The sequence below is a fragment of the Halomonas sp. QHL1 genome (genome assembly GCF_001882345.1).
Classification (GTDB): domain Bacteria; phylum Pseudomonadota; class Gammaproteobacteria; order Pseudomonadales; family Halomonadaceae; genus Vreelandella.
This window is the reverse complement of sequence record NZ_MINL01000001.1, coordinates 996,728-1,020,788: the sequence shown is the minus strand read 5'-3', so window position 1 is coordinate 1,020,788 and position 24,061 is coordinate 996,728. Positions and strand designations below refer to the sequence as shown.

General features: G+C 53.9%; 25 protein-coding genes and 4 tRNA genes. 19 read left to right on the top strand and 10 right to left on the bottom strand.

From position 1 onward, the window contains the following. Positions 1-892: 892 nt before the first annotated feature. On the bottom strand, positions 893-955 hold the full coding sequence (locus tag QHL1GM_RS19895; RefSeq protein WP_368087069.1) for a hypothetical protein: 63 nt from the start codon (positions 953-955) through the stop codon (positions 893-895). Positions 956-1,228: 273 nt separating this feature from the next. Between QHL1GM_RS19895 and apbC the strand changes: the two genes are divergently transcribed. Next, positions 1,229-2,029 (top strand): iron-sulfur cluster carrier protein ApbC, encoded by an 801-nt coding sequence (gene apbC / locus QHL1GM_RS04650; RefSeq protein WP_071693424.1) that lies wholly within the window; start codon positions 1,229-1,231, stop codon positions 2,027-2,029. Between the two features lie 11 nt (positions 2,030-2,040). Next, the gene (gene dcd, locus QHL1GM_RS04645) at positions 2,041-2,607 is read left to right on the top strand and encodes a dCTP deaminase (RefSeq protein WP_071693423.1); all 567 of its coding nucleotides are present in this window, start codon (positions 2,041-2,043) and stop codon (positions 2,605-2,607) included. An 87-nt stretch (positions 2,608-2,694) separates the two neighbouring features. Here dcd and purN read toward each other — a convergent pair whose 3' ends face one another. After that, entirely contained in the window at positions 2,695-3,444 is a 750-nt protein-coding gene (purN, locus tag QHL1GM_RS04640) for a phosphoribosylglycinamide formyltransferase (protein ID WP_071693422.1), read from the bottom strand. Beyond that, a complete protein-coding gene (gene purM / locus QHL1GM_RS04635) occupies positions 3,441-4,508 on the bottom strand; it encodes a phosphoribosylformylglycinamidine cyclo-ligase (RefSeq protein WP_071693421.1) in 1,068 nt (355 codons plus the stop codon). The genes purN and purM overlap by 4 nt, the downstream gene beginning before the upstream one ends. A gap of 239 nt (positions 4,509-4,747) precedes the next feature. On the opposite strand from purM, the gene QHL1GM_RS04630 reads away from it, so the two are divergent. Together QHL1GM_RS04630 and hda are read left to right on the top strand one after the other, a co-directional pair. Continuing rightward, positions 4,748-5,878: an AI-2E family transporter gene (locus tag QHL1GM_RS04630; RefSeq protein ID WP_071693420.1), complete on the top strand. Its 1,131-nt coding sequence runs from the start codon at positions 4,748-4,750 to the stop codon at positions 5,876-5,878. Further along, the gene (gene hda / locus QHL1GM_RS04625; RefSeq protein ID WP_071693419.1) at positions 5,875-6,582 is read left to right on the top strand and encodes a DnaA regulatory inactivator Hda; all 708 of its coding nucleotides are present in this window, start codon (positions 5,875-5,877) and stop codon (positions 6,580-6,582) included. Before QHL1GM_RS04630 ends, hda begins: the two co-directional genes overlap by 4 nt. Before the next feature lie 99 nt (positions 6,583-6,681). Here the strand turns inward: hda and QHL1GM_RS04620 are convergent, their stop codons facing one another. Then, positions 6,682-7,056 (bottom strand): phasin family protein, encoded by a 375-nt coding sequence (locus QHL1GM_RS04620; RefSeq protein WP_064233518.1) that lies wholly within the window; start codon positions 7,054-7,056, stop codon positions 6,682-6,684. Positions 7,057-7,347: 291 nt separating this feature from the next. Here QHL1GM_RS04620 and QHL1GM_RS04615 point away from each other — a divergent pair, with 291 nt between their 5' ends. Next, complete coding sequence (locus tag QHL1GM_RS04615) at positions 7,348-8,724, top strand: lyase family protein (RefSeq protein WP_071693418.1); 1,377 nt, start codon at positions 7,348-7,350, stop codon at positions 8,722-8,724. A 36-nt stretch (positions 8,725-8,760) separates the two neighbouring features. On the opposite strand, the gene QHL1GM_RS04610 is transcribed toward QHL1GM_RS04615, so the two are convergent. Beyond that, a complete protein-coding gene (locus QHL1GM_RS04610) occupies positions 8,761-9,831 on the bottom strand; it encodes an endonuclease/exonuclease/phosphatase family protein (protein WP_071693417.1) in 1,071 nt (356 codons plus the stop codon). A 349-nt stretch (positions 9,832-10,180) separates the two neighbouring features. Here QHL1GM_RS04610 and QHL1GM_RS04605 point away from each other — a divergent pair. The 4 genes from QHL1GM_RS04605 to QHL1GM_RS04590 all read left to right on the top strand — a co-directional run bounded on the left by QHL1GM_RS04605 (position 10,181) and on the right by QHL1GM_RS04590 (position 10,557). Next, positions 10,181-10,257, top strand: a tRNA-Val gene (locus QHL1GM_RS04605). 23 nt (positions 10,258-10,280) lie between these two features. Beyond that, positions 10,281-10,357 (top strand) — tRNA-Val (locus QHL1GM_RS04600). A 23-nt stretch (positions 10,358-10,380) separates the two neighbouring features. After that, positions 10,381-10,457: transfer RNA gene (locus QHL1GM_RS04595), tRNA-Val, on the top strand. 23 nt (positions 10,458-10,480) lie between these two features. Continuing rightward, positions 10,481-10,557, top strand: a tRNA-Val gene (locus QHL1GM_RS04590). Between the two features lie 66 nt (positions 10,558-10,623). Here the strand turns inward: QHL1GM_RS04590 and QHL1GM_RS04585 are convergent. The 4 genes from QHL1GM_RS04585 to QHL1GM_RS04570 all read right to left on the bottom strand — a co-directional run bounded on the left by QHL1GM_RS04585 (position 10,624) and on the right by QHL1GM_RS04570 (position 13,794). Next, complete coding sequence (locus tag QHL1GM_RS04585; protein ID WP_071693416.1) at positions 10,624-11,109, bottom strand: GAF domain-containing protein; 486 nt, start codon at positions 11,107-11,109, stop codon at positions 10,624-10,626. A gap of 96 nt (positions 11,110-11,205) precedes the next feature. Then, complete coding sequence (locus QHL1GM_RS04580) at positions 11,206-11,997, bottom strand: MetQ/NlpA family ABC transporter substrate-binding protein (protein ID WP_071693415.1); 792 nt, start codon at positions 11,995-11,997, stop codon at positions 11,206-11,208. Positions 11,998-12,101: 104 nt separating this feature from the next. Next, the gene (locus tag QHL1GM_RS04575) at positions 12,102-12,755 is read right to left on the bottom strand and encodes a methionine ABC transporter permease (protein ID WP_071695914.1); all 654 of its coding nucleotides are present in this window, start codon (positions 12,753-12,755) and stop codon (positions 12,102-12,104) included. After that, positions 12,736-13,794 carry a methionine ABC transporter ATP-binding protein gene (locus QHL1GM_RS04570; RefSeq protein WP_071693414.1) on the bottom strand — a complete coding sequence of 353 codons (1,059 nt, stop codon included), beginning with the start codon at positions 13,792-13,794 and terminating at the stop codon, positions 12,736-12,738. The genes QHL1GM_RS04575 and QHL1GM_RS04570 overlap by 20 nt, the downstream gene beginning before the upstream one ends. Positions 13,795-14,385: 591 nt before the next feature. Between QHL1GM_RS04570 and QHL1GM_RS04565 the strand changes: the two genes are divergently transcribed. From QHL1GM_RS04565 to moaE, 10 genes are all read left to right on the top strand, one after another. Continuing rightward, positions 14,386-15,018, top strand: a complete 633-nt coding sequence (locus QHL1GM_RS04565) for a riboflavin synthase (RefSeq protein WP_071693413.1) — start codon at positions 14,386-14,388, stop codon at positions 15,016-15,018. 222 nt (positions 15,019-15,240) lie between these two features. Further along, complete coding sequence (locus QHL1GM_RS04560; protein ID WP_071693412.1) at positions 15,241-16,539, top strand: NCS2 family permease; 1,299 nt, start codon at positions 15,241-15,243, stop codon at positions 16,537-16,539. Positions 16,540-16,579: 40 nt separating this feature from the next. Continuing rightward, positions 16,580-17,125 carry an adenine phosphoribosyltransferase gene (locus QHL1GM_RS04555; protein WP_071693411.1) on the top strand — a complete coding sequence of 182 codons (546 nt, stop codon included), beginning with the start codon at positions 16,580-16,582 and terminating at the stop codon, positions 17,123-17,125. Between the two features lie 6 nt (positions 17,126-17,131). Beyond that, positions 17,132-17,611, top strand: coding sequence for a xanthine phosphoribosyltransferase (gene gpt, locus QHL1GM_RS04550; protein WP_008956229.1), 480 nt, complete (start codon positions 17,132-17,134; stop codon positions 17,609-17,611). A 2-nt stretch (positions 17,612-17,613) separates the two neighbouring features. After that, positions 17,614-18,297, top strand: coding sequence for a uracil-DNA glycosylase (gene ung, locus QHL1GM_RS04545; protein WP_175540350.1), 684 nt, complete (start codon positions 17,614-17,616; stop codon positions 18,295-18,297). A 95-nt stretch (positions 18,298-18,392) separates the two neighbouring features. Continuing rightward, positions 18,393-19,022 carry a uracil phosphoribosyltransferase gene (gene upp / locus QHL1GM_RS04540; RefSeq protein WP_009286930.1) on the top strand — a complete coding sequence of 210 codons (630 nt, stop codon included), beginning with the start codon at positions 18,393-18,395 and terminating at the stop codon, positions 19,020-19,022. 87 nt (positions 19,023-19,109) lie between these two features. Next, positions 19,110-20,342: a uracil-xanthine permease family protein gene (locus QHL1GM_RS04535; RefSeq protein ID WP_071693409.1), complete on the top strand. Its 1,233-nt coding sequence runs from the start codon at positions 19,110-19,112 to the stop codon at positions 20,340-20,342. 71 nt (positions 20,343-20,413) lie between these two features. Then, a complete protein-coding gene (mobB, locus tag QHL1GM_RS04530) occupies positions 20,414-20,962 on the top strand; it encodes a molybdopterin-guanine dinucleotide biosynthesis protein B (protein ID WP_071693408.1) in 549 nt (182 codons plus the stop codon). A 65-nt stretch (positions 20,963-21,027) separates the two neighbouring features. Continuing rightward, positions 21,028-21,825, top strand: a complete 798-nt coding sequence (gene moaC, locus QHL1GM_RS04525; protein WP_071693407.1) for a cyclic pyranopterin monophosphate synthase MoaC — start codon at positions 21,028-21,030, stop codon at positions 21,823-21,825. A gap of 2 nt (positions 21,826-21,827) precedes the next feature. Continuing rightward, on the top strand, positions 21,828-22,295 hold the full coding sequence (gene moaE / locus QHL1GM_RS04520; protein WP_302847851.1) for a molybdopterin synthase catalytic subunit MoaE: 468 nt from the start codon (positions 21,828-21,830) through the stop codon (positions 22,293-22,295). A 98-nt stretch (positions 22,296-22,393) separates the two neighbouring features. Here moaE and QHL1GM_RS04515 read toward each other — a convergent pair whose 3' ends face one another. Next, positions 22,394-24,004 (bottom strand): ribonuclease J, encoded by a 1,611-nt coding sequence (locus QHL1GM_RS04515; RefSeq protein WP_071693406.1) that lies wholly within the window; start codon positions 24,002-24,004, stop codon positions 22,394-22,396. Positions 24,005-24,061: the final 57 nt, after the last annotated feature.

Below are 24,061 nucleotides of genomic sequence, written 5' to 3'. Positions count from 1 at the left end.
TGCAGGCTCTCGCCAGGATCGCGTCGATAGCTTAGAGGAGCAGCTTGCCAGCGCTGAGCAAGAAAATAGTCAGATGAGCCAGCGCATTAGTGAAATTGAGGAAGCTGAAACCAATTTAGCCGCGCTGCAAGAGGAGATGGCATCTCTGGAGGCGCAGCAGCAAGAGGCCAGCTCGTCGCTTGAGAGTGCTCAAACTAATGTCAGCGATGTGCAGTCGCGGTTAGAACAACTTGAATCCGAGCGAAATGCGTTGGAAGAGGAAATTGCCTCTCTTAATGAGCAAGTAGAGAGCGCTGACAGTGAGATGAGCGCGCTGCGCGAAGAGCGCGACGAGATCACCAGTACTCGCGATGAGGCGGAAAGTACTCTCCAGCAAGTAGAAGAAGCGCGTTCTAGCGCTGAAGAAGCTCGTCAGGAGGCTGAAGCCGCCCGTCAGGAAGCCGAGGAGCAGCGCCAGCAAGCGGTTGAAGAGCTGGGCAACACGGAGGAGGAGCTGTCCGCGCTAGAAGAGCAGATTAGCCAGTCAAACGAACAGCTAAGCAGTTTAGAAGAAGAAATCTCAACTGCTCAAAGCGAGCTTGATGAGTTAAAAAGCGAGCGTGACTCCATCACTAGCGAACGCGATGAGCTGCAAAATGAAGTTGATTCGCTAACGGCGCTTCGCGAAGAGGAAGAGCAGAGCTTGAGCGATGTGCGCAGCGAGCTCGATGACGTCATGGTCGCTTTGGAGATGGGCCGCGAGGAAGTGTCGAGTGTTGAAAACGATATTGAAGAGCGTGAGAGCCAGCTGGAGCGTTTAGAAGGCCAGTTAAGCGAATGGCGCGATGAGCTGTCGACATTAGATAGCCGCTTGGCCGATGCGGAAGAGTCCGCTGGTGAAGCGACCTCATCCTCACAAGAGAGTGAAGGTGGCGCCTCTGAAGGCAGTTCCTCTGAAGGAGGCTCTTCTGAGGATGGCTCGTCGGATGAGGGCTCGTCAGATGAGGGTTCTTCCAGTGAAAGCGCCAATGACAGCGATGGCGGCAGTGAAGAGTCGCAGCAAAACGCTGGCTAATAAGTGGCTAGATAGTAATGCTGTAACGCACCTTTCGCGTTAGTAAAGTGAGGGCGGATGTCGGGGAACCGGCATCCGCTCTCTTGTTGTTGGTTTATGATTTAGGCTGCGAGGCGTATCATTCACTCAACGTTAATTCAGATATTAAGAACCTAAAACGAGGAGTGCCATTGAATGGACGGCGTTAAGCATATTATTGCAGTGGCATCGGGCAAGGGAGGCGTGGGAAAATCCACTGTCACCGTGAACTTGGCATTAGCGCTGGCAGCACAGGGCTATCGCGTGGGTGTCCTGGATGCGGATATCTATGGACCCAGCCAGGCACAAATGCTCGGTGTTAAAGAGGGTACGCGCCCTCAGGCGGCAAGCAATGACAAATTCCTTCCGCTCGAGGCCCATGGCATTCAGGCCATGTCGATGGCGTTTATGGTCAACACCCGTGAGCCAATGGTATGGCGCGGGCCGATGGTGGTAGGCGCGTTCCAGCAGATGCTGACGCAAACCCAATGGGATAATCTCGATTTTCTGTTGATCGATATGCCCCCAGGCACCGGTGATATCCAATTGACGCTGGCCCAGAAAGTGCCAGTGGCGGGCGCGGTGATTGTTACCACCCCGCAGGATATTGCGCTGTTAGATGCCCGTAAAGGGATCGAAATGTTCCGTAAGGTTAACGTTCCGGTGCTTGGTGTGGTTGAAAATATGAGCCTCTACCACTGCGAAAATTGTGGTCATGAAGCGGCTATTTTTGGCACCGGCGGTGGCGATAGCATCGCTCAAGAGTACGATACCCAAGTGCTTGGACGCCTGCCGCTAACGCTCTCCATCCGGGAGCTGACGGATTCGGGTCGTCCAAGCGTAGTGTCTGAACCTGAGGGGGCAGTGAGTCAAACCTTTGCGACTATTGCCAAAAAAGTCGCTGAAGCGGTTAGCGTGAATCAAGGCGACGGCCCAACTATTTCCTTTAGTGAGTGATAACGAAATAAATGAGTATTAAATCTGATAATTGGATTCGTCGCATGGCCAAAAGCGACGCGATGATTGAGCCGTTTGAAGCCGAGCAAGTGCGCTATGTGAACGAGCAGCGTGTGATTTCCTACGGCACGTCAAGCTATGGCTATGACGTGCGCTGCTCCGATGAATTCAAGGTCTTCACCAATATTCATTCAGCGATAGTTGATCCCAAGTCGTTTGATGCGAAAAGCTTCGTCGATATTAAAGGCGACGTATGCATTATTCCGCCCAACTCTTTCGCGCTGGCGCGCACGGTGGAGTATTTCCGGATTCCCCGCAACGTGCTCACTATTTGTCTGGGTAAATCCACCTACGCGCGCTGTGGCATTATTGTCAACGTGACGCCGCTGGAGCCCGAGTGGGAAGGTCACGTTACGCTGGAATTCTCTAACACCACCAATTTGCCGGCGAAAATTTATGCTCATGAAGGCGTTGCGCAGATGCTTTTCCTAGAGTCTGATGAAGTATGCGAAACCTCGTATAAAGACCGGGGCGGAAAGTATATGGGTCAGCGTGGGGTTACTCTGCCACGTACCTAGCCCTACGACAAACACTGCTAAAAAAGCGCCTTACGGCAAAACCGTAAGGCGCTTTTTGCTGCTTGCTGTGACGATATCAGTCCAGCCTTACGACTCTTCGTCGAGCTCCTCATCAAGTTCTTCTGCTGCATCGGCGTGGGAAAGCCGCATGCCGTATTCCGGCAGCAGATGACCGTCCATTTTGGCGCCTTCGGCGCTGAACTGCAGTCTGCCTTCTAAAAACCACTGCACCGCAATCGGGTAGATTAAATGTTCGCGGTCGCGAACCTTCTCTTGCAGTGTTTCAGCCGTGTCGTCAGCATTAACCAGCAGCTCCGCTTGCAGTACCACCGGCCCCCCGTCTAACTCTTCGGTGACGAAGTGAACGCTACAGCCGTGGCTGGCAACACCGTCTGTCAGGGCGCGGGCGTGAGTGTTGAGCCCTTGATAGTCCGGCAGCAACGAGGGGTGGATATTCAGCATCCGGCCCAGGAAGCGCTGCACAAAGCGCGGCGTCAAAATGCGCATAAAGCCCGCCAGAACAATCAGATCCGGCTCGTGGCGCTCAATGACTTTGATCAAGGCGCCGTCATAAGCTTCGCGGCTATCGTATTCCCGGTGGGGTAGCGCAACCGCATCAATGCCCGCTTCGTGGGCGCGCTTTAAACCATAGGCGTCAGCGATATTGGAAATGACCGCGACGATCTCGCCGCCGCCTAAGCGGTCGTGGGACTGAGCATCAATCAGCGCCTGCAGATTGCTACCGCTGCCTGAAATAAGCACCACGATGCGGCGTGCACCCAAGGGCTCTGGCGTTACGTCTTTAATGGTATCGCTCTGGTAGTCCGTATTGGTCATGCCGAGAGGTTCTCCAGAATAACGGCGTCCTCTTGGCGCTCAACGATCTGGCCGAGGCGGTAAACTGATTCGCCTTCGGCTTCCAGATGAGCCACCGCCTGCTCTGCTTGATGCTGCGGCACCACAACGACCATGCCAATACCGCAATTGAGCACGCGGTGCATTTCGGTTTCATTCACGTTGCCGTTGGCTTGGAGCCAATCAAACACGGCGGGGCGCTGCCAACTGGCAATATCAATATGCGCAGCGAGGTTGTCTGGCAGCACGCGGGGAATGTTTTCAAGCAATCCGCCACCGGTGATGTGCGATAACGCATGCACTGCAATTTCGCTGCCGCGCATTAAGGAGAGCAGTGATTTAACGTAGATGCGGGTAGGTTCCATAAGTGCATCGCCAAGGGTTTTGCCCTCGATGTCGGTCTCTAAAGAAGCGTCGCTGACCTCAAGGATTTTACGAATCAGCGAGTAGCCGTTGGAGTGTGGCCCGGATGAAGCAAGTCCCAATATAACGTCGCCTTCGGCCACTTTGCTGCCATCTAAAATGTCTGCTTTTTCAACGACACCCACGCAAAAGCCCGCTAAATCGTAGTCGCTGCCTTCGTACATACCCGGCATTTCGGCGGTTTCGCCGCCTACCAGGGCGCAGCCAGCCAATTCGCAACCAGCGCCAATGCCGGTGACAACGTCAGCAGCAATATCCACATCGAGCTTACCCGTGGCATAGTAGTCTAGGAATAGCAGCGGTTCGGCGCCGGCCACGATGAGATCGTTGACACACATAGCGACCAAGTCAATACCAATGGTGTCGTGCTTACCAAGATCCATCGCCAAGCGCAGCTTGGTGCCGACGCCATCGGTACCTGAGACTAGCACGGGCTGCCGATAGCCCGCTGGGATCTCGCATAGCGCGCCAAAACCGCCAAGTCCGCCCATTACTTCTGGGCGAGTAGTGCGTTTGGCAACGTGTTTAATGCGGTCAACTAAGGCGTTACCGGCATCAATATCGACGCCTGCATCCTTATAGCTGAGAGAAGGAGTAGCCGAAGAAGTGGAGGTCTCGGTCATGACGGGTCCTGTGAAGCAAATAGCGGTGCTGGTAGTGCTGGCGACATGGCCAGTGCTGGACGATAACTGGAGCGGATTGTAACACCCAGCGACGCAGGCCGCACCGCTGTGACATATTATGCAAAGCTTACAAGCGGCTTTCACTCATATGCGGCATAGTAGCGATGAGCAAAATAGTAGCGATAAATCAAAAAAGTCACGATAAGTGGTCGGATTAAATCCACGTTTGAGAGGGAACTATGCGGAATTCTTGGTGGGGTGTCCTATTTTTGGTGGTGATAGGCGGTTTAATCTATTTGTTAGATGCGGTTCTGATGCCTTTTATTGCCGGGATGATTCTTGCTTACTTAGCTGATCCGCTGGCTAACCGTTTTCAACGCTGGGGCATGAATCGGCCGTTCGCGGTGAGCAGCGTGTTTTTAGTGCTGCTGGTCGTGCTCGTGGTGAGTTTGTTGATTTTAATACCGCTTCTTGTTCAACAGCTTAAACAGCTGGGCGAGGCTATTCCGGGTATCTTCAATTGGGTAGAAAATACCCTCGCTCCTCAAGTGCAGGTGTGGACCGGTTATGACTTAACTGCCGAGTTAACCAATGCGCGCGAAACGCTGGTCGAAAACTGGCGCGATGCTGGCGGCTATTTAGCCCAGGCGCTAGGACAAATTGGCCGTTCCGGTATGGCCTTTGTGTCATGGATCACCTATGTGGCGTTGATCCCTGTGGTTACCTTCTATTTACTCTTGGATTGGAACCGTCTGCTGACCAACATTGCCAACCTCGTGCCACGTCAGTGGGCAGACGATACTTTCCGGTTGGCGCGTCGTTGCGATGAAGTGCTGTCATCGTTTTTACGTGGGCAACTGCTGGTGATGCTCTGTTTAGGGATCATTTATGCGGTGGGCTTAACGCTAATGGGGCTTAATTTTGGCCTGTTGATCGGCTTTGTGTCCGGACTGGTAAGCATCGTGCCGTTCCTGGGCTTTATTGTCGGCCTGGTGATTGCCCTTGTTGTCGCGCTGTTCCAGTACGCCACCTGGTGGGCGGTGCTAGGCGTCATTCTGGTGTTTAGCATTGGTCAAATGGCGGAGAGCGTGGTTCTACAGCCTAAATTGTTGGGCGATAAGATTGGCCTGCATCCGGTCGCGGTTATATTCGCCGTGCTGGCGGGGGGCAATCTATTTGGCTTAACAGGGGTGTTGTTGGCACTGCCCGTTGCCGCGGTGATTCTAGTGCTGCTAAAAGAAGTAAAAGTGCGCTATCAGCATAGCGAGTTATACGACGAAAAAAATACCGACAAACATACGCCAATCATTGAGACCAGTTCTTCACACCACGACGAGCTGGGCCACCATGATGGACGGGAGTCACCATGAGCCGAGCACCGGCACAGCTTCCCTTGGGAATTGGACTGCGTGACGACGCGACCTTTGATAATTACTATGTGGCGCGTGCAAATACGCCGCTGGTAGACAATCTTGCACAGCAGCTGGCCCCGGAGGGTGAACAGTTTCTTTATCTGTGGGGAGCACCAGGAGTGGGGCGTAGCCATTTACTTCAGGCGGCGTGTCACGCGGCGTCTGATGCAGATAAACGCGCGCTTTACTTACCGCTGAATGACTTGGGCCATTTTCCGCCGTTAATGCTTGAAGACATCGAACGCCTGGATCTTGTTGCCATTGATGACTTGGAGTGTGTGATCGGCCGCAAGCGCTGGGAAGAAGCGCTGTTTCATGCATTTAACCGACTAAGAGATGCGGGTAAAAAATTAGTGATTGCCGCAAGTGCTTCCCCACGACAGCTAAACGTGGTGCTGCCCGATTTGGCATCGCGGCTAACCTGGGGCGTGACTTTTCATGTACATCCCTTAGAGGATGACATTGAACGTTTGGCAGCGCTAAAGCTGCGCGCCAGCGTGAGAGGGATGCAACTTCCCGATGACGTCGGGCGCTATATTTTGCATCGTGGCCCCCGCGAGTTAGGTGAGCTTTGCCGCGCGGTGGAAACCCTGGATAAAGCATCGCTATCAGCCAAGCGTAAACTGACGATTCCGTTTGTGAAATCTGCGCTCGGTTGGTGAAGCCGCTGGTAATGACAACGACTAAAACGCCCCTGTCGGCGAGGGCCAACAGGGGCGTTCTATACAGCTTACTTACTAGCTTACTGTTTCAATAAGCGATTAAGCAGTTTTGCTCAACTTGCTAGCAGCGGTTTGTGCCTGCTTGACGTTGTCTTCGGTAATTTTCTGGCTTTTCTGGATAAAGTCCTGCTGTAGAGAAACGACTTTATCGGTATCGCCCTTAACACGCTCAGCCAGCTCTTTAGCCACTTTTTGCTGACCTTCCATGTAGCTACGCAGGCCCTCTGCGTCTTTAACGTCCATCATTTGACGCATTTGCGCAATGCCGGTATCGACATAGGCTTTGCTGGCGTCCATCTGGGCGTTAAGCATTTTTTCGCTGTAATCGATGCTCAACGCCATGTAAGCGCGGACAGGCGCCATAAACATGTTGTCAAACTGCTGAGTCATTTCGTTAGTATTTAATGTACGCATCGTCATACCCTCCAGGGTTTAGTCTTGCCAAAAGCAGCTATCCAGAGGTTGGCGCTGCTTGTTGAATGAGTAGCTTTATAAGCTATCTTGCTGTGCAGCATAGCAAGTGTTTTTGTGCAGTGCAACATTTTATTTTTGGCTTTTTAAAGTACGCGAGGAAAGGACGTGTTTACCCGTATGGTCTAACCAGCTAGCTTGAAGGTAGGGGGTGTGGCCTTAGCTAGCGAACGATAGATCGGCTATGCGCTCAAATAAGCATCACTATTAATCTCACTGATGGGAGTAAGAGCAATGGCAACACGGATGGAACGCGACAGCATGGGCGAGCTGGAAGTGCCTTCCGACGCCCTTTATGGCGCGCAGACCCAGCGGGCAGTCAATAATTTTCCTGTCTCTCATTCGCCTATGCCTGCGGCTTTTATTCATGCGGTCACACGCATCAAGCTAGCGGCCGCCCGGGCCAATCAAACGCTAGGAGGGCTTGATAGTGCGCGTGGGGAGGCAATTCAAAAAGCGGCTCGTGAGGTGTTAACGGGCAAGCACGACCAGCATTTTCCTATCGACGTTTTCCAAACCGGGTCAGGTACCTCCACCAATATGAACGTCAACGAGGTGTTGGCAACATTGGCTAGCCGTGAGGGCGTTGAGGTCACCCCGAATGATCACGTCAATATGGGGCAGTCCAGCAATGATGTGATTCCCACGGCGATTCATCTTTCGGCTGCCATCGCGGTGCACGAATCACTGCGCCCATCCCTCGTTCATCTACGGGACACTATTGATCACCGTGCTAGCGAGCTGAGCCACGTGGTAAAAACCGGCCGCACACACCTGATGGACGCCATGCCGCTACGCATGGATCAAGAGCTGGGTGCCTGGTCTAGCCAACTAAATCAGGCCATTGAGCGCTTTGATAGCGCCATGAAAAGAGTCTGCCGATTAGCTCAAGGTGGCACCGCCGTGGGTACCGGCATTAACGCACCTATCGGCTTTGCTGAGCAGATCGCCCAAGAGTTGAGCGATCAGACGGGGTTGAAGTTCACTCCTAATGACAGCTTCTTTGCTAGCCTCTCTTCCCAGGATGCGGCGGTAGAGCTTTCAGGGCAGTTGAAAGGTTTAGCCTGTGTGATTATGAAAATTGCCAATGACCTGCGTTGGATGAATTCAGGGCCGTTGGCAGGGCTGGGAGAAATTGTGCTTGAGGCATTACAACCTGGGAGCTCGATTATGCCCGGGAAGGTTAACCCTGTTATTCCAGAGTCAGCCGCCCAGGCCGCTGCACAAGTTATTGGCCTAGATACCGCCATTACCGTGGCCGGGCAGAGTGGTAACTTTCAATTGAACGTGATGCTGCCATTGGTGGCCTCCAATCTGCTTACCTCAATTAACTTGATGAGCAACACCGCCCGGCTGCTGGCTGACCGTGCGATTGCCACCTTTAAAGTGCGTGAAGATAACCTGGCAGGCCCGCTGGCCAGGAATCCCATTTTGGTAACGGCGCTAAATGGCGTGATTGGCTACAACGCCGCCGCCGCTGTCGCCAAAGAGGCCTACCAAGCGGGTAGGCCGATTATTGATGTGGCAGAGGAGAAAACTGACCTCGATCGGGAGACGCTAGAGCGGCTGTTGGACCCCGCCGCGTTAACGCAGGGAGGCATCCCCGAGTAACACGCTTAGGGTTAGCTAGCTTCGGGTTGCCCGCGTTCAGGTTTCCTGCTTTTCAGTTTTGCCTTCCTGAATAGTTTCGCTGGCTTCGCTGCGCTCCTCGGCATTCGCTTCGGGCGTTTCGTGCTCGTCTTGACGCGAGGGGCGGTAGCAAAAGGTGGCCAGTATCGGGAAATGGTCAGAGCCAAAGTAATTTAGGCGCTGCATACCGACTAAGGTAAAGTGCTCGGTCACAAAAATATGGTCAAGGGGCCAGCGCAACACTGGATATTTGGCGTGGAAAGTGCTGAATAAACCGCGCCCCCGGCGTGGGTCAAGCATGCCGCCAACGCGGCAAAACAGCCGTGTGGTGCGTGACCATGCCACATCGTTAAGATCCCCGGCGACCAGCGTCGCTTGGGGATCTTTATGAATCTTTTTACCCACCAGCAGCAGCTCAGCATCCCGCCACAGAGACTTTTCGCTCTCGCTGGGGGCCGGTGGGCGGGGGTGGAGCGCGTAGAAGCGAATACTATCGCCGTTAGCAAGCGTCACTCGGGTATGAATAGACGGAATGTCTTCTTGAATCAGCCACTCAACGGAGGTGTCGGTGAGTTCCAGGTGTGAGTAGAGGTGCATGCCGTAAAGGTTATCTAGCGGGATTTTAACGCTGTGTGGCCACTGTTCTGCGAGCGCGGGGTCCAGCTGGTCCTGCCACCACTGATCTGACTCCAAAGTCAGTACAATATCGGGCTGATGCTGTTTGATCATATCGATTAGCTGCTGCGCCTGCCGATTAGGCGTCAGCACATTAGCGATCAGCAGTGTAATTTTTTTATCTGCATCGTCACTCTCTGCCGCCTTCACCTGCACCGGCCAAAGCGGCGTCCAGGGCAGAATATAGTAGACTTGAAACAGCAAAGTGATGCCCGAGGCGAGCAGGGCTATCCATAGCCAGGGGCCAGGCTCAACGAAGATAACGGTTAATAACCAGGTGATTAAAGCTAGAAAAGCGATCTGAAGACGTGGAAATTCAAAACTGCGGATCCACCACCAGTGCAAATGTATTCGTGCAATCAGCGTCGCCAATAACAGCACGATCGCTATGCTTCCTAGCAAAATACCCAGCATTTTTTATCTCCCTATAGATAACATCCAGGAAGCCTCTGATTCACTATTGCGCTTGCCCATATGGCGTTACAAATCGCCTCAAAATGCTCATTTACAGCCCGTAAACTCCACTTTTTCGTTGATTTTTGCCTTGTATGGCCTGCGCTCATCACGTTAATCAGAGGCTCCCTAGAACATTGAAGTGCTTAGCCTAGCGCTAGAAGGTTATAGGTGTCGAATTGAACCTCTATTTGTAATGGGGGGCACTGCTGGGGAGAGCACCGCGTAAAGGGAAATAGCTTGCAATTCAGTGATGAAAGCGTAAGATATGCATCCGTTGCAAGGCATGCGGCTATCCATATAGCACAATAGAACCATAGCTCAGTTGGTTAGAGCGCCACGTTGACATCGTGGAGGTCGGCGGTTCAAATCCGCCTGGTTCTACCAGCCTAGCGCCAACACCTATTTTCAGGACCATAGCTCAGTTGGTTAGAGCGCCACGTTGACATCGTGGAGGTCGGCGGTTCAAATCCGCCTGGTTCTACCAGCCTAGCGCCAACACCTATTTTCAGGACCATAGCTCAGTTGGTTAGAGCGCCACGTTGACATCGTGGAGGTCGGCGGTTCAAATCCGCCTGGTTCTACCAGCCTAGCGCCAACACCTATTTTCAGGACCATAGCTCAGTTGGTTAGAGCGCCACGTTGACATCGTGGAGGTCGGCGGTTCAAATCCGCCTGGTCCTACCAGCTGTTATCAAAACGCCCCAGTCACTGCTGACTGGGGCGTTTTTGCGTGGCTGCTATAGGGCGCTTTTAGCTGGTTTTTCTAATTAGGTCGGGTAGGTCTGTTTGGCGCATAAAGGTGGCTACCAGTGCTTCAATGCCTGCTTGGTCTTGCTGGGTGAATCGCGCATGCAGCGGGCTATCCAGGTCCAGTACGCCCCAAAGGTCGCCATTGATCACGATGGGAATCACTAGCTCGGAGCGTGAGTTGGCGTCGCAGGCAATATGGTCGGCGACCGCGTGCACGTCATCCACTCGCTGGGTGGTTTGTAAGCGTGCGGCCGCCCCACACACGCCTTTGCTGAAAGGGATAGGATGGCAAGCGGGCTGACCCTGAAAAGGGCCTAAACCTAACACGTCAGGCTGGCGCTGAAGATAAAAGCCTACCCAGTTTAAGTCGCTAAGCTGCTGGTGAATAAAGGCGCAGGTTTGTGCGCTGTTGGTAAGCCAATCGCGTGTATCGAGCAGCGCTTCAAGCTGGCGATTGAGAAGAGGGTAGTCAACACTGTTTTGCATTTGGCATCCTTTGCTGCTAACGCAACAGGCCGACACTTTTTGCATATGGGTACCTATGCGTGCCGGCCTGATGTCATCTATTGATGGCTTGCGGTATTACTCTGTCCAGCCAGGAACTGCTGCGCCTTTGAATAGCTCTTCAGCTTTCTGGATCACTTCATCGCGCTGATAGGCGTCGACCAACTGGCGAATCTCTTCGCGCTCTTCGTCACCGCCGCGAACCGCGATCAGGTTGACGTAAGGAGACTCGGGGCCCTCTTTGATCAAGGCATCATCCAGGCTTAAACCAGCAGGCTGCGCGAAGGTGTTGTTGATAAACGCCATGTCAACATCGGGCAGCACGCGGGGTAGCTGGGCGGCTTCAATTTCACGGAAGCGGAAGTCGCGGGGGTTTTCAGCAATATCGATAGGCGTTGATTCGAGAAATTCCGGATCGTTAAGGGTGATCAGTCCTTCGTTGTGCATCAAAATCAGCGCACGACCTTCATTGGAAGGATCGTTAGGCAGCGCGATTTGGGCGCCGTCCGGTAGATCATCAATGCTGTCGTATTTTTCTGAGTAAGCGCCAATCGGGTAAACGAAGGTGTAGCCAGCGATTGCCAGGTCATAGCCGCGGTCGTCGACCATCGACTGCAGGTAGGGCTCATGCTGGTAGGCATTGGCATCTAAGCTGCCATCGGCCAGGGCGGCATTCGGGGTAACGTAATCAGTGAACTCGATGATTTCTACATCAAGGTCGTACTCTTCTTTGGCAATGCGCGCCGCCACTTCCATCACTTCTGTTTCAGGGCCCGCAACGGTGCCCATTTTGATGCTGCGCGTTTCAGCGCTGGCGACGTTAACCGCAAGCGCCAGGGCTGTAAGACTGCCAATAATCAGTTTTTGCATGAGGTCTCTCCAGTGACGTTGTGCTTGATGGTGCAATGATGCGGCAATAAAAAACGGTTGTCTAATGCATTTTGGTTATAATGGGCGGCGTGATGAACGCGCTGCTACTTGCGGTCACTTTTGCGTACCAAGTAGTCACCCAAGCTCTGAAAGCCTTGCACCATGACAACCAAGATAACCACGGTAATCAGCATGATGGTGGGGTTGAAGCGGTTGTAGCCATAACGAATGCCTAAGTCGCCGAGGCCACCGCCGCCTACTGCGCCTGCCATGGCTGAGTAGCTGACCAGGGTGACCACGGTAATGGTTAAGCCGGTCATGATCCCCCCGCGAGCTTCCGGAATCAGCACTTTGCCAATAATTTGCCAAGGCGTTGCGCCCATGGCTTGGGCGGCTTCAATTAAACCCGGCGAGATTTCATTGAGCGCCGCCTCTACCAGTCGTGCTACAAACGGTATAGCGGCAATCGTGAGCGGTACCGACGCGGCGTTGATGCCAATCGAGGTACCCACCAGCATGCGCGTAAAAGGAATGATCGCTACCATCAAAATAATAAACGGGATAGAGCGACCAACGTTGGTAATAATGCTCAGGACTTGATTAAGCACTGGCTTCGCCAATATCTGCCGCGGGCGCGTAACGTACAGCATTACCCCAAGGGGTAGGCCGACGAGGGTAGAAATAAGTCCTGAAACGGCCACCATATAAAGGGTATCCAGCGTGGCCTGTAAAATTAGATCAATCATTGCGCTGGACATGGCCGAGTACCTCCACTTGCAGTTGATGAGATTCGAGATAGTGCATGGCTTGCTGAGTTTGCAGCGGTGAGCCTAATAGCTCTGCAATCATCAGGCCCAGGGTGCGCTCCTGAATCGACTCTACCTTTGCTTGTAAAATGCTGACATCGACCCCGCACTCCCGGGCAAGGCGGGAAATCAACGGCGTCGAGACCGCATCGCCCGAGAAGGTTAGGCGTACCACTGGGTGGGTGTTTTCGCCGGGGGCATCAAGGAGCCTCTCGATCAGCTCTTTGGGCGGTGTTAGCTGCAGAAAGTCGTTAAGAAACTCACGACCAAGCTGGGTACGCGGGGCGGTAAAGAAGTCGCCGACTTCCGAGTCCTCCACCAGTTCGCCGTCGGAAATCAAGCTGACTCGGTGGCAAATCGATTTGACTACTTCCATCTCATGGGTGATCAACAGAATGGTAATGCCCAGTTGATGGTTAATATCGCGCAGCAGTTCCAGTATTGAGCTGGTGGTTTGTGGGTCTAGGGCAGAGGTTGCCTCATCGCAGAGCAGTACCTGTGGCTTGCTGGCAAGCGCACGAGCAATCGCTACCCGCTGCTTTTGGCCCCCGGAAAGTTGAGCAGGGTACTGGTTGGCTTTATCCGCCAGACCTACCATTTCCAGGAGAGGAATAACGCGATCGCGAACGGTGTGGCGTTTTTGCCCCATTAGTTCAAGAGGTAGGGCAACGTTGTCGAACACCGTGCGTGTAGTTAGCAAATTGAAGTGTTGAAAAATCATGCCAATACGGTGACGCGCACGGTTAAGCGCTGCGTTGCTCAGCTGCGTCATTTCCTGGCCATCTACCGTGACACTGCCGCTAGTGGGGCGCTCTAAGAGATTTACGCAGCGAATCAGTGTTGATTTGCCTGCGCCGGAGAGGCCAATGACGCCGTGAATCGTGCCTTTGGGCACAGTGAGCGTGGCATTTTTGAGTGCATGGACGGCCTTGGCGCCGCTTCCCTTGTTGTTACTGAAATAGGTTTTACTGACGTTGCTAAGTTCAATCATAGCGTTTGCCTTACCGGTAGGCCGAAAACAGAGTGCGGGAGTGCGCGCCCCCATCCGTTAAAAAAACAGATCGGTTAAAAAAGAGCGGCTAAGCTCTCGGATCACTAAAAATAGGGCGGCTAAGGATAGGGCGGGGAATAAAAAAAGGCCACCCTAATGGGTGGCCATCAACGCTGGACACACCCTTTTAGCTGCACTTCACTGGGTCAGTAACTAATTCTAAGTCAGTGACCAAGTGGACGCCCGCAATCTGGGTACAAATCGGCGTCATTACATTTGCGGCGAAATTTTAGAGTTAGCTGGCGATCATGTCAATTTTAGCCCTCTGATTTTATGCTTTAAGGAGGTGAGTTAGCATTATTTTCTACATAATATGAAATTTTAAGTTTTTTGTTCTGCGCGGACGACTTGAAAGCGGGTAGCGTGGAATAGATAGGCCAAGAAAGCATCAATACAGAGTGCACAAACATGAGGCACCAGTAGTAAGCTTGGGCCAATGAATTAGCTTTTGACGGCTCAGTTCTTACTACTCCGACTTTACTACTTAATTTATATGACACGGTATTTACTACATTAGGAGAAAAGAACCTTATGTTTACTGGCATTGTGCAAGGAGTGGCCAGGGTGGTGGCGGTGCGTGAGCTGGATGATTTCCGCGTGCATGTGGTGGAAATGCCGCCATCGATGCGCGAGGGGCTTGAGATTGGGGCATCTGTTGCGCATAACGGGGTTTGCTTAACGGTAACGGCCATAGAAGGCAATAGCGTTAGTTTTGATTTGATGCGTGAAACGCTGCGTTTGACTAATCTTGGTGCAATCACCCCCGGGCAATGCGTCAATATAGAGCGCGCGGCGCGTTTTGGTGATGAAATTGGCGGACACTCCATGTCGGGCCACATCATTTCCATGGCAGAAGTGGTGGCTATTGAAGAAGCGCCTAACAACCGTCGGCTGTGGTTTTCACTGCCGGAAAGGCTGGGTCGATTCGTGTTTGAAAAGGGCTATATCGGGGTGGACGGTATCAGCCTGACCATTGGTGATGTGCGCCACACAGTGAGCAGTGGTGTGGAGTTCAGCGTCAATTTAATTCCGGAAACGCTGTCGCGTACTACGCTTCAGGATCGAGCGCCCGGTGATCAGGTCAACATCGAAATTGACCCGCAAACTCAGGTAATCGTTGAAACCGTGGAGCGCGTGCTTTCTCAAAAAAGCGGGGTTCAGTAAGGGCTTGCAGCGTCAATAATCAGCTTTATCGGCTATTGGTTGACCGATCGGTTATATCATGGCCTAAAGATTGCTTTGCATTAGGCGGCGGGCTATTTCCGCCAACATTGGTCGCCACGCTGAGGCGCTCGCATCACGGCGAGCGTTTAGGTAGTATGTGCGGCTTTTCTCAGCACCAGAACGCATACTCATGCGGCGTTAGCGCTAAGGATAAGAAGATTCATGAAACTTCTGGATAACTATTTCAAGCTCTCCGAGCACAAAACCAATGTGAAAACAGAAGTTATCGCCGGGATCACCACCTTCCTGACGATGGCCTACATCATCTTTGTAAACCCGAGCATTTTGTCTGAGGCGGGGATGGACTACGGCGCGGTGTTCGTGGCGACGTGCCTCGCAGCGGCGATTGGCTGTTTCGTCATGGGGATGTGGGCTAACTACCCAATTGCCCAGGCGCCCGGCATGGGCTTGAACGCCTTTTTCACCTACGGCGTAGTGTTGGGGATGGGCTATACCTGGGAAGCCGCATTGGGCGCGGTCTTCTTCTCTGGTTTAACCTTCTTCTTTCTAAGTATTTTTAAAATCCGCGAGTGGATCATTAACTCCATTCCCATGACATTACGGCTGGGGATCGCCGCCGGTATTGGTCTTTTCCTGGCGATGATTGCGCTTAAGAATGCCGGTATTGTGGTGGCCAACCCCGCGACCTTTGTTTCGTTGGGTGATCTTTCCCAGCCTCCGGCTATTTATGCACTGCTGGGCTTTTTTGTGATTACCGCGCTTGCGTACCTTAAAGTCACCGGTGCAGTAATGATTGGCATCTTAGGTGTGACTGTAGCGGCGATGGTGCTTGGCCATAATGAGTATGGTGGTCTGATGTCGATGCCGCCCTCCATTGCGCCTACCTTTATGGCGATGGATTTGATGGGCGCGCTGGATGTGGCAATGCTCAGCGTGATCTTTGCCTTCCTGTTTGTTGATCTATTTGATACCTCGGGCACGCTGGTGGGCGTTGCCCATCGTGGCAAGCTGCTGGACAAGGATGGCAAGTTACCGCGTATTGGTCGCGCCATGATGGCCGACAGCACCGCGTCAATGGCGGGTGCCGCATTGGGTACTTCCACTACGACTAGCTACATTGAATCTACTGCAGGTATCGCGTCGGGTGGCCGTACTGGCTTAACGGCGGTAGTGGTTGGTGTTCTGTTCCTGATCAGCCTGTTCTTTGCGCCGCTGGCGGGTTCGATTCCGGCCTACGCTACCGCAGGTGCGCTGCTATATGTAGCGGTACTGATGGCGGGAAGTTTGGCCCACGCGAATTGGGAAGACCCCACCGACGCCGCGCCGGTACTGATTGCTGCCCTGGCGATGCCGCTGACATTTTCGATTGCCGAAGGTATCGCGCTTGGCTTTATAAGCTATGTGGCGATCAAGGCACTGTCGGGCCGCTTTAGCGACCTGAATCCGGCGGTGATTATTTTGGCGCTGCTGTTTGCGGCAAGATACCTTTTCTTGGTTTGATTTAATCATTACCACTTTTTATTACTCAATGAGAGACGCGATGAGCATCTACGGCGACTACATTAAGTCCGTTATTCGCACGGTTCCCGATTGGCCTGAACAGGGGGTAAATTTTCGCGACATCACCCCATTGCTGCAAAATAGCGCGGCCTTTCGCAAACTGATCGATAGCTTCGTTCATCGCTATCAGGAGATGAACCTGGATGCCATCGCGGCGATTGATGCGCGTGGTTTTATTATTGGCGCGCCGCTTGCGTATGAATTGGGTTGTAGCTTTGTGCCGGTACGTAAGAAGGGCAAGCTGCCCTTCAAGACCATCAGCGAGACGTATACGCTGGAGTACGGGCATTCTGAAGTGGAGCTGCACTCCGATGCGTTCCAGAAAGATGATCGTATCCTGCTGATGGATGACCTGATCGCCACCGGTGGCACCATGCTGGCAGCGGCCAACCTGATCCAGCGCAGCGGAGGCCAGGTAGTTGAGACAGCCACTATTATCGATCTACCCGAGTTGGGTGGTTCGCAGAAAATTCGCGATGCCGGTTACAGCGTATTCGCCGTATGTTCTTTCAATGAAGACGAGTAATTCCCCATGAGCAGCGATCGCTACCATCAACACTTCACCGTCTCCTGGGATCAGTTGCACCGTGATGTGCGTACGCTTTGTCACCAGATGATCGAACGTGACTTTAAAGGCATCGTAGCGATTACCCGTGGCGGGTTAATACCCGCCGCGCTGATTGCTCGGGAGCTTAATATCCGCTTGATCGATACCGTGTGCATTAAAAGCTATGACCATATGGATCAAGGCGGCCTGGATATTATGAAGGGCGTCGATCATGACGGTGATGGCTGGTTGCTGGTCGATGACTTGGTGGATACTGGCAAAACGGCGCGGGCAGTACGCAAAATGCTGCCTAAAGCTCACTTTGTGACTATCTACGCCAAGCCAGACGGTCGCCCCTTGGTGGATCAATACCTGACCGAAGTGGCCCAACAGTGCTGGATTCAGTTCCCCTGGGATATGGGCGTCGCCTACGTTGAGCCGCTTGTTGATCAAATGAAGAGGTAATAATGGCCAATCCGCTTCCCGACGATTGGAGTCAGTGGCTGGGTAATGAGTTTCAGGCTGACTATATGCTGACGCTCAAAGTTTTTTTGGCGCAGCAAAAGGCCGCGAAGAAGATCATATATCCCCACTCAACGCAGTGGTTTCGTGCCTTTGAGCTGACCCCGTTGAATGAAGTGAAGGTGGTTATTTTAGGCCAGGATCCTTACCACGGGCCCAATCAGGCCCACGGCTTATGCTTTTCCGTGCAGCCCGGTGTGCCCGTACCGCCGTCGCTGGTCAATATCTACAAAGAGTTGGCCACCGATGTTGGCTTTACCCCAGTGCGCCACGGCCATCTGGAAGCATGGGCCAAGCAGGGCGTGTTGTTGTTAAACACCTCGCTGACCGTGGAGCAGGGCAATGCGGCGTCGCATCGCGGTAAAGGGTGGGAGCCCTTCACTGATCGCGCGATTGAAACCGTCAGCCAGCACGCGCCTCCTTGTGTGTTTCTGTTATGGGGCAGTCATGCGCGCCAGAAGAAGGCGCTGATCGACCAGGGGCGCCACTTAATACTGGAAGCCCCGCACCCTTCACCGCTCTCTGCGCACCGGGGTTTTTTTGGCACTCGGCATTTTTCCCAAGCCAATCAATTTCTGCAAGCGCAAGGGCGAGCCCCCATCGAGTGGCAATTGCCTGAAACCCCTTAACCTCGTAAGTGGTTGCGGGTAGAATACGCGCAATTTTGTGCCTAGCTGATGCAACCTTGGTTGCCATTCTGAATCCCCTGCAGTGAGGAAGTCCCATGAGTGTTTACGCCATTAACCATCCGCTTGTACAACATAAGCTGGGTCTGATGCGCGAAGTTGACCTGAGCACTAAGAGCTTTCGTGAACTGGCAGGTGAAGTCGCCAAGCTATTGACCTATGAAGCAACCAAAGGTCTTGAGCTGGAAGATCATGAAATCCAGGGATGGAATGGCGAGCCGATTGCCACGCGTCGATTAAAAGGTAAAAAAGTCACCGTCGTACCGATTCTGCGTGCCGGGCTCGGCATGCTGGAAGGCGTAACGGATCTGATCCCGAGTGCGCGGGTAAGTGTGGTCGGTCTTTATCGCGATGAAGAGACGCTGCAGCCGGTGCCTTACTTTGCCAAGTTTGCCAACGATATCGAAGAGCGCATGGCGATCGTGATAGATCCCATGCTAGCGACCGGTGGTTCGATGGTGGCAACACTGGATATGCTGCGCGAGCGTGGCTGTGAGCATATGAAGGTGATCGTGCTCGTCGCCGCCCCTGAAGGTATCAAACGGGTGCAGGACGCTTACCCCGATATTGAAATTTACACCGCCTCAATCGATGACCGCCTTGACGAAAATGGCTACATCGTCCCCGGACTGGGTGACGCTGGCGATAAGATTTTCGGAACGCGCTAAGCATCGTTACTGACATTGCCCCTTACGCCCAGCGTCAGGGGCATTTTTTTGCACACCTACTATCGAATAATCACTAGGAATTCACTTATGCGTGAAGCTGCCAGTCAGGCTGAGTCGTGGCCAAAAGTCATTTTAACCGGCGCACAAATGCTATTTGTGGCGTTTGGCGCCCTGGTGTTGGTGCCGCTTTTGACAGGACTCGATCCAAGCGTTGCGCTGTTCACAGCTGGGGTGGGAACCTTAGTCTTTCATGGGGTGACCAAACAGAGCGTACCGGTGTTTTTAGCTTCATCGTTTGCCTTTATTGCGCCTATCCAAGGCTCTGTGGCGAGCTTTGGCGTTTCGGCGACCATGGGCGGGCTAATGGCGGCGGGACTGGTCTATGTGGCGATTTCCCAGGCTGTGCGCTTAAAAGGCACTGCCTGGCTGCACCGCTTACTGCCTGCTGTGGTGGTGGGGCCTGTAATTATGGTGATTGGCCTGGCGCTGGCGCCGGTGGCGGTTAGCATGGCGACCGGTGAAACCAGCGACAACATCGGCTATGGCGCGGCGATTTTCCTCTCGATGACCAGCTTATTGGTGACATTAGTGCTGGCCGTTTTTGGCCGTGGGCTGCTTCGCCTAGTGCCGATCATTGGCGGCATTGTCACCGGCTATTGTTTGGCGTTGGTGATGGGGGTCGTCGACTTTACGCCGGTGCGTGAGGCGGCGTGGCTATCGATACCCAGCTTTACCGCACCCAGTTTTCATTGGGCGGCCATTCTATTTATGATTCCGGTCGCGATTGCCCCAGCGGTAGAGCACATTGGTGATATGGTGGCGATTGGTTCGGTGACCCGCAAAAACTACCTGGAAAAGCCTGGCCTACACCGCACCCTGTTAGGCGACGGCTTGGCGACCAGCGTGGCAGCGCTATTCGGCGGACCGCCGAACACCACGTACTCGGAAGTCACCGGCGCGGTAACCCTCACTCGGGCGTTTAATCCCAAGTACATGATCGTTGCCGCGATTATTGCCATTGTGCTGGCGTTTGTGTCCAAGCTTGGCGCGCTGCTGCAGACCATTCCTGGCCCGGTAATGGGCGGCATTATGACGCTACTGTTTGGCTCCATTGCGGTGGTTGGTATGAACACCTTGGTACGTGCAGGGCAGTCACTGACAGCCGCGCGCAACCTAGTGGTGGTCTCGCTAATATTGGTGTTCGGGATTGGCGGGATGCAGTTTGGCGGTGGTCAGTTTACGCTGCAGGGCGTTAGCCTGGCCGCCTTGGTGGGTATTGCGTTGAACTGGCTATTACCCCGCGAGCAAGAGGGCGAGTAGAGTCATCTTCTATAGCGCTGCGTGGATCGTTAGAACGGTAGCGTTTAGTGATCATCAGGAGTCTTGGCAGCATGGAAAAAGAACTAACCGCACCCTTTCCCGTACTGGGGATTGCTGCCTGGAGCGGCACCGGAAAAACGACGCTGTTAGAGAAGCTGCTACCACGATTAGGTGAGTATGGTTTGAAAGTTGCTGTCATTAAGCATGCTCACCACTCGTTTGATGTCGACCAGCCCGGTAAAGATAGTTATAAGCTGCGCAGCGCAGGTGCTGCGCCGGTACTGGTGGCTTCTCGCCAGCGCTTTGCGCTGATGCAGGAAACCCCTGGCCAGAAAGAGCCTGATTTAGCCCAGTTAATTGCCATGATGGCGCCGCACAACCCCGACTTGGTGATTGTCGAAGGTTTCAAGGCTTGGCCGATTCCCAAGCTGGTGCTTTACCGCAATGGCATTGGCGATGAGGCTATTTTAACCGGGCCTTGGGTTGAGGCAGCCGCGCTGAGCGCGCCACCACCAATCGCCCTAGCGGCTTCGGTGGCCCAGTTAGATCTAGACGATCACGAAGCGATTGCACAATGGGTAGTAGCCTGGTTAAGCGCTAAAAACGATACTATGTCTTAAAAAAAGTATGTCTTCAAAACGTATGTCCTCAAAACATATGTCTTCAAAACAGCAATGGTGACAACATGCATCTGACCCACCTCAATACCCGTGGCGAAGCCAATATGGTGGATGTCGGCGATAAGCAAGAAACCCGTCGCGAAGCCGTCGCCTCGGGGCGCATTGTGATGCAACCTGAAACGCTGAAACTGCTTAGCGATGGTGAATTGCCCAAGGGCGATGTGCTGGCCACCGCGCGAATCGCTGGTATCCAGGCGGCCAAACGCACCCATGAGTTGATTCCTCTCTGCCATTCACTGGCGCTCTCCAAAGTGTCGGTTGAATTCGATATCGATGTGGCCGAATCCTGCGTTCATGTGACCTCATTGTGTCGTTTGAATGGTCGCACCGGGGTTGAAATGGAAGCCCTTACCGCCGTCTCGGTAGCCTGTTTGACGCTTTACGATATGTGCAAAGCGGTCGATAAAGGTATGCGGATCGAGGCCATCCAGCTCGACAGTAAGCAGGGTGGCCTGCGCGGCGACTACCAGCGCAATAGCTCCCAGGCGCCCATTGTCACCGGTGACGGCGTGGCTGGAGAAGTTAGCTTGGGCGAGCGCTGCCCTTCACCCTGCGTACGGGTTAAGTTTTTAGCCGAACTGCGCGAGCGGGTAGGCGAGAGCGAGGCGGTTGTGAGCCTTGATCAACTGGCTAGCCGCGACATTAGCGGATTAAAGGCCGCACTGGCGGAGCAGGATAGTCGCTTTAAACAGCTCACCGACCAGCGCACGCTGTGTGCAATTAACCAAGTCATGGCTAATGACGAAGCGTTAGTGACCGATGATGACGAAGTGGCGTTTTTCCCGCCAGTAACAGGGGGGTGAGGGTGGATAATAAGCTGGATATTAAAGTGGCCATTCAAGCAGCCCCGTTCTCAATGGCCTACGGCTATGACGACGCCTTAGCGGGGCGCAGCGATATTGGCGCGGTGGTGAGCTTTACCGGGCTAGTGCGTGATTTTAATGAAACGCCGGATGTCACGGGGTTAACGCTGGAACACTATCCGGGAATGACCGAACGCACGCTGACAGAGATCGGTGAACAGGCCTGGCAGCGCTGGTCTCTCCAGGCGGTGCGGATTATTCATCGTGTTGGATACTTGGCGCCAGGCGATCCGATTGTGCGTGTGCTCGTAGCCAGCGCACACCGGCGCGCGGCGTTTGTAGCCTGCGATTTCATTATGGATTATCTGAAAACCCAGGCGCCTTTCTGGAAGAAAGAGCACTCTGCTCAGGGCGAGTACTGGGTGAAAGAACGTCACACCGATCAACAGGATGCAGCGCGCTGGGAGTGAAGTGCCGCATCGCTGCGCTCGTTGCAATGACACAAAACTGTCATTGCGAACGCAGTGAAGCAATCTGGGTTTTATTTCCGTCGTTGAATGATGCAGCTCTAACGGTTAACGGCACTTTCATACGCAGCAGATTCGGGCATTTCGGCGGCCATAATTTGAAGATGCACGTCGGGCAAGTGCTGCATATGCTCTGCCAGCCAGTGAACCAAGCGAGGCTGCAGTGCTTGGCGCAAGTCAGCAAGCGTTTCCGCCTCAATTTCCTCAAGCCGATCATCCAGCCAATCGCTAAAGCTATCTTCGTCCAGCGGGCTGGCCCCCGAAGCATCCAGCATCAAACGGCCGATACGCGCCCATCCGGTGTCGGTGGCAGTTACCGGCAGCGCTAAGTATAAGCTGCCGCGACGGGCCTTGTTGGCGTCATTCACCTCCAGGCCTGGGTGGGGCACCACGCTGTTTTGACTGACTATGCAGGGCGGCTGCGGATAGCGCGCCTCACAGCGCAGCCCGTGGCTATCAAAACAGATTAGATCGCCGTTCACCGGCGCCAGCGGAGCGCTAATGCCTAGCTGTTTGGCAATAGCCTGATGGGCCTGCTGATGGCGGGCTTCGCCATGCACTGGCATGAGATGCTTTGGCCTGACCCACTGATACAGCTTGATCAGCTCATCCTGGGCGGGGTGCCCGGTAGCGTGCAGCTCAGGGTGATTGAACTCGTCGTAAATGTTTATACCCAAGTGCGCCAAACGTTTTTTAAGCTGCTCAATGGGGCGTTCATTGCCGGGAATGGCCTTAGCCGAAAATATGACGTTATCGCCCGGCTGAAGATCAACAAACGGATGGCGCCCTTGGGCTAGACGCTGTAGCGCAGCGCGGGACTCCCCTTGGCTGCCGGTGGCGATAATCACCACTTCATCCGGGGGGAGATAACCTAGGTCGTGGTTGGGCACCAGCGGCGGCAAATCATCCATATAGCCGAGCCCCCGGGCAACGCTGACCATGCGCTCCATTGAACGGCCCATCAAGCTGATACGGCGGCCACACTTCTGAGCGGCGCGTCCTATCGCTAATACCCGGGCAAGATTGCTGGCAAAGCAGGAGACCACTACCCGGCCCTGGCATTTGGCGAGTGTTTTTGCCAGCGCACGGGCAACGTCCCCCTCGCTGCCGGAGTGCCCAGGCATGGGGGCGTTAGTAGAATCGCCTACCACTAAATCAACCGGCGCAAGCGCCTTGAAGTGGGCCGCGCTTATCGGCGTGCCGATGATCGGCTCAGGATCGAGTTTCCAATCGCCGGTATGTAGAACGCGATAGCCACCGGCCATCATAATCAGCGCACAGCTTTCGGGAATCGAGTGGGTTAAAAGTAGGTAGCGCAGCGTAAATGGCCCGCTTTCCAGTGCCTCTCCAGGTTCAATAACATGGATCGCTGCACTGCTAAGCTGATGTTCGGCAAACTTCAGGCGCAACAGCCCAGCCGCCAGCGGGGTGGCATAAATCGGGCAGTTCCACATCGGCCAGAGCCAAGCAACCGCGCCAATGTGGTCTTCATGGCCGTGGGTGATAAATAGCGCATTGGGCACGATCCCCAGTGTTTTCGGGGTGTCGAGATTGGGCACCTGCAGCGGCGAGTTGGGAAGATCCTGGCGGATCATCATGCCGCAATCTACGGCAATCCAGTGATCGTCGTAGCCGTATAGCGTTAGATTCATTCCAATCTCACCGCATCCCCCTAGCGGCAAGATGCGCAGCGGTGGACGACGACGGGG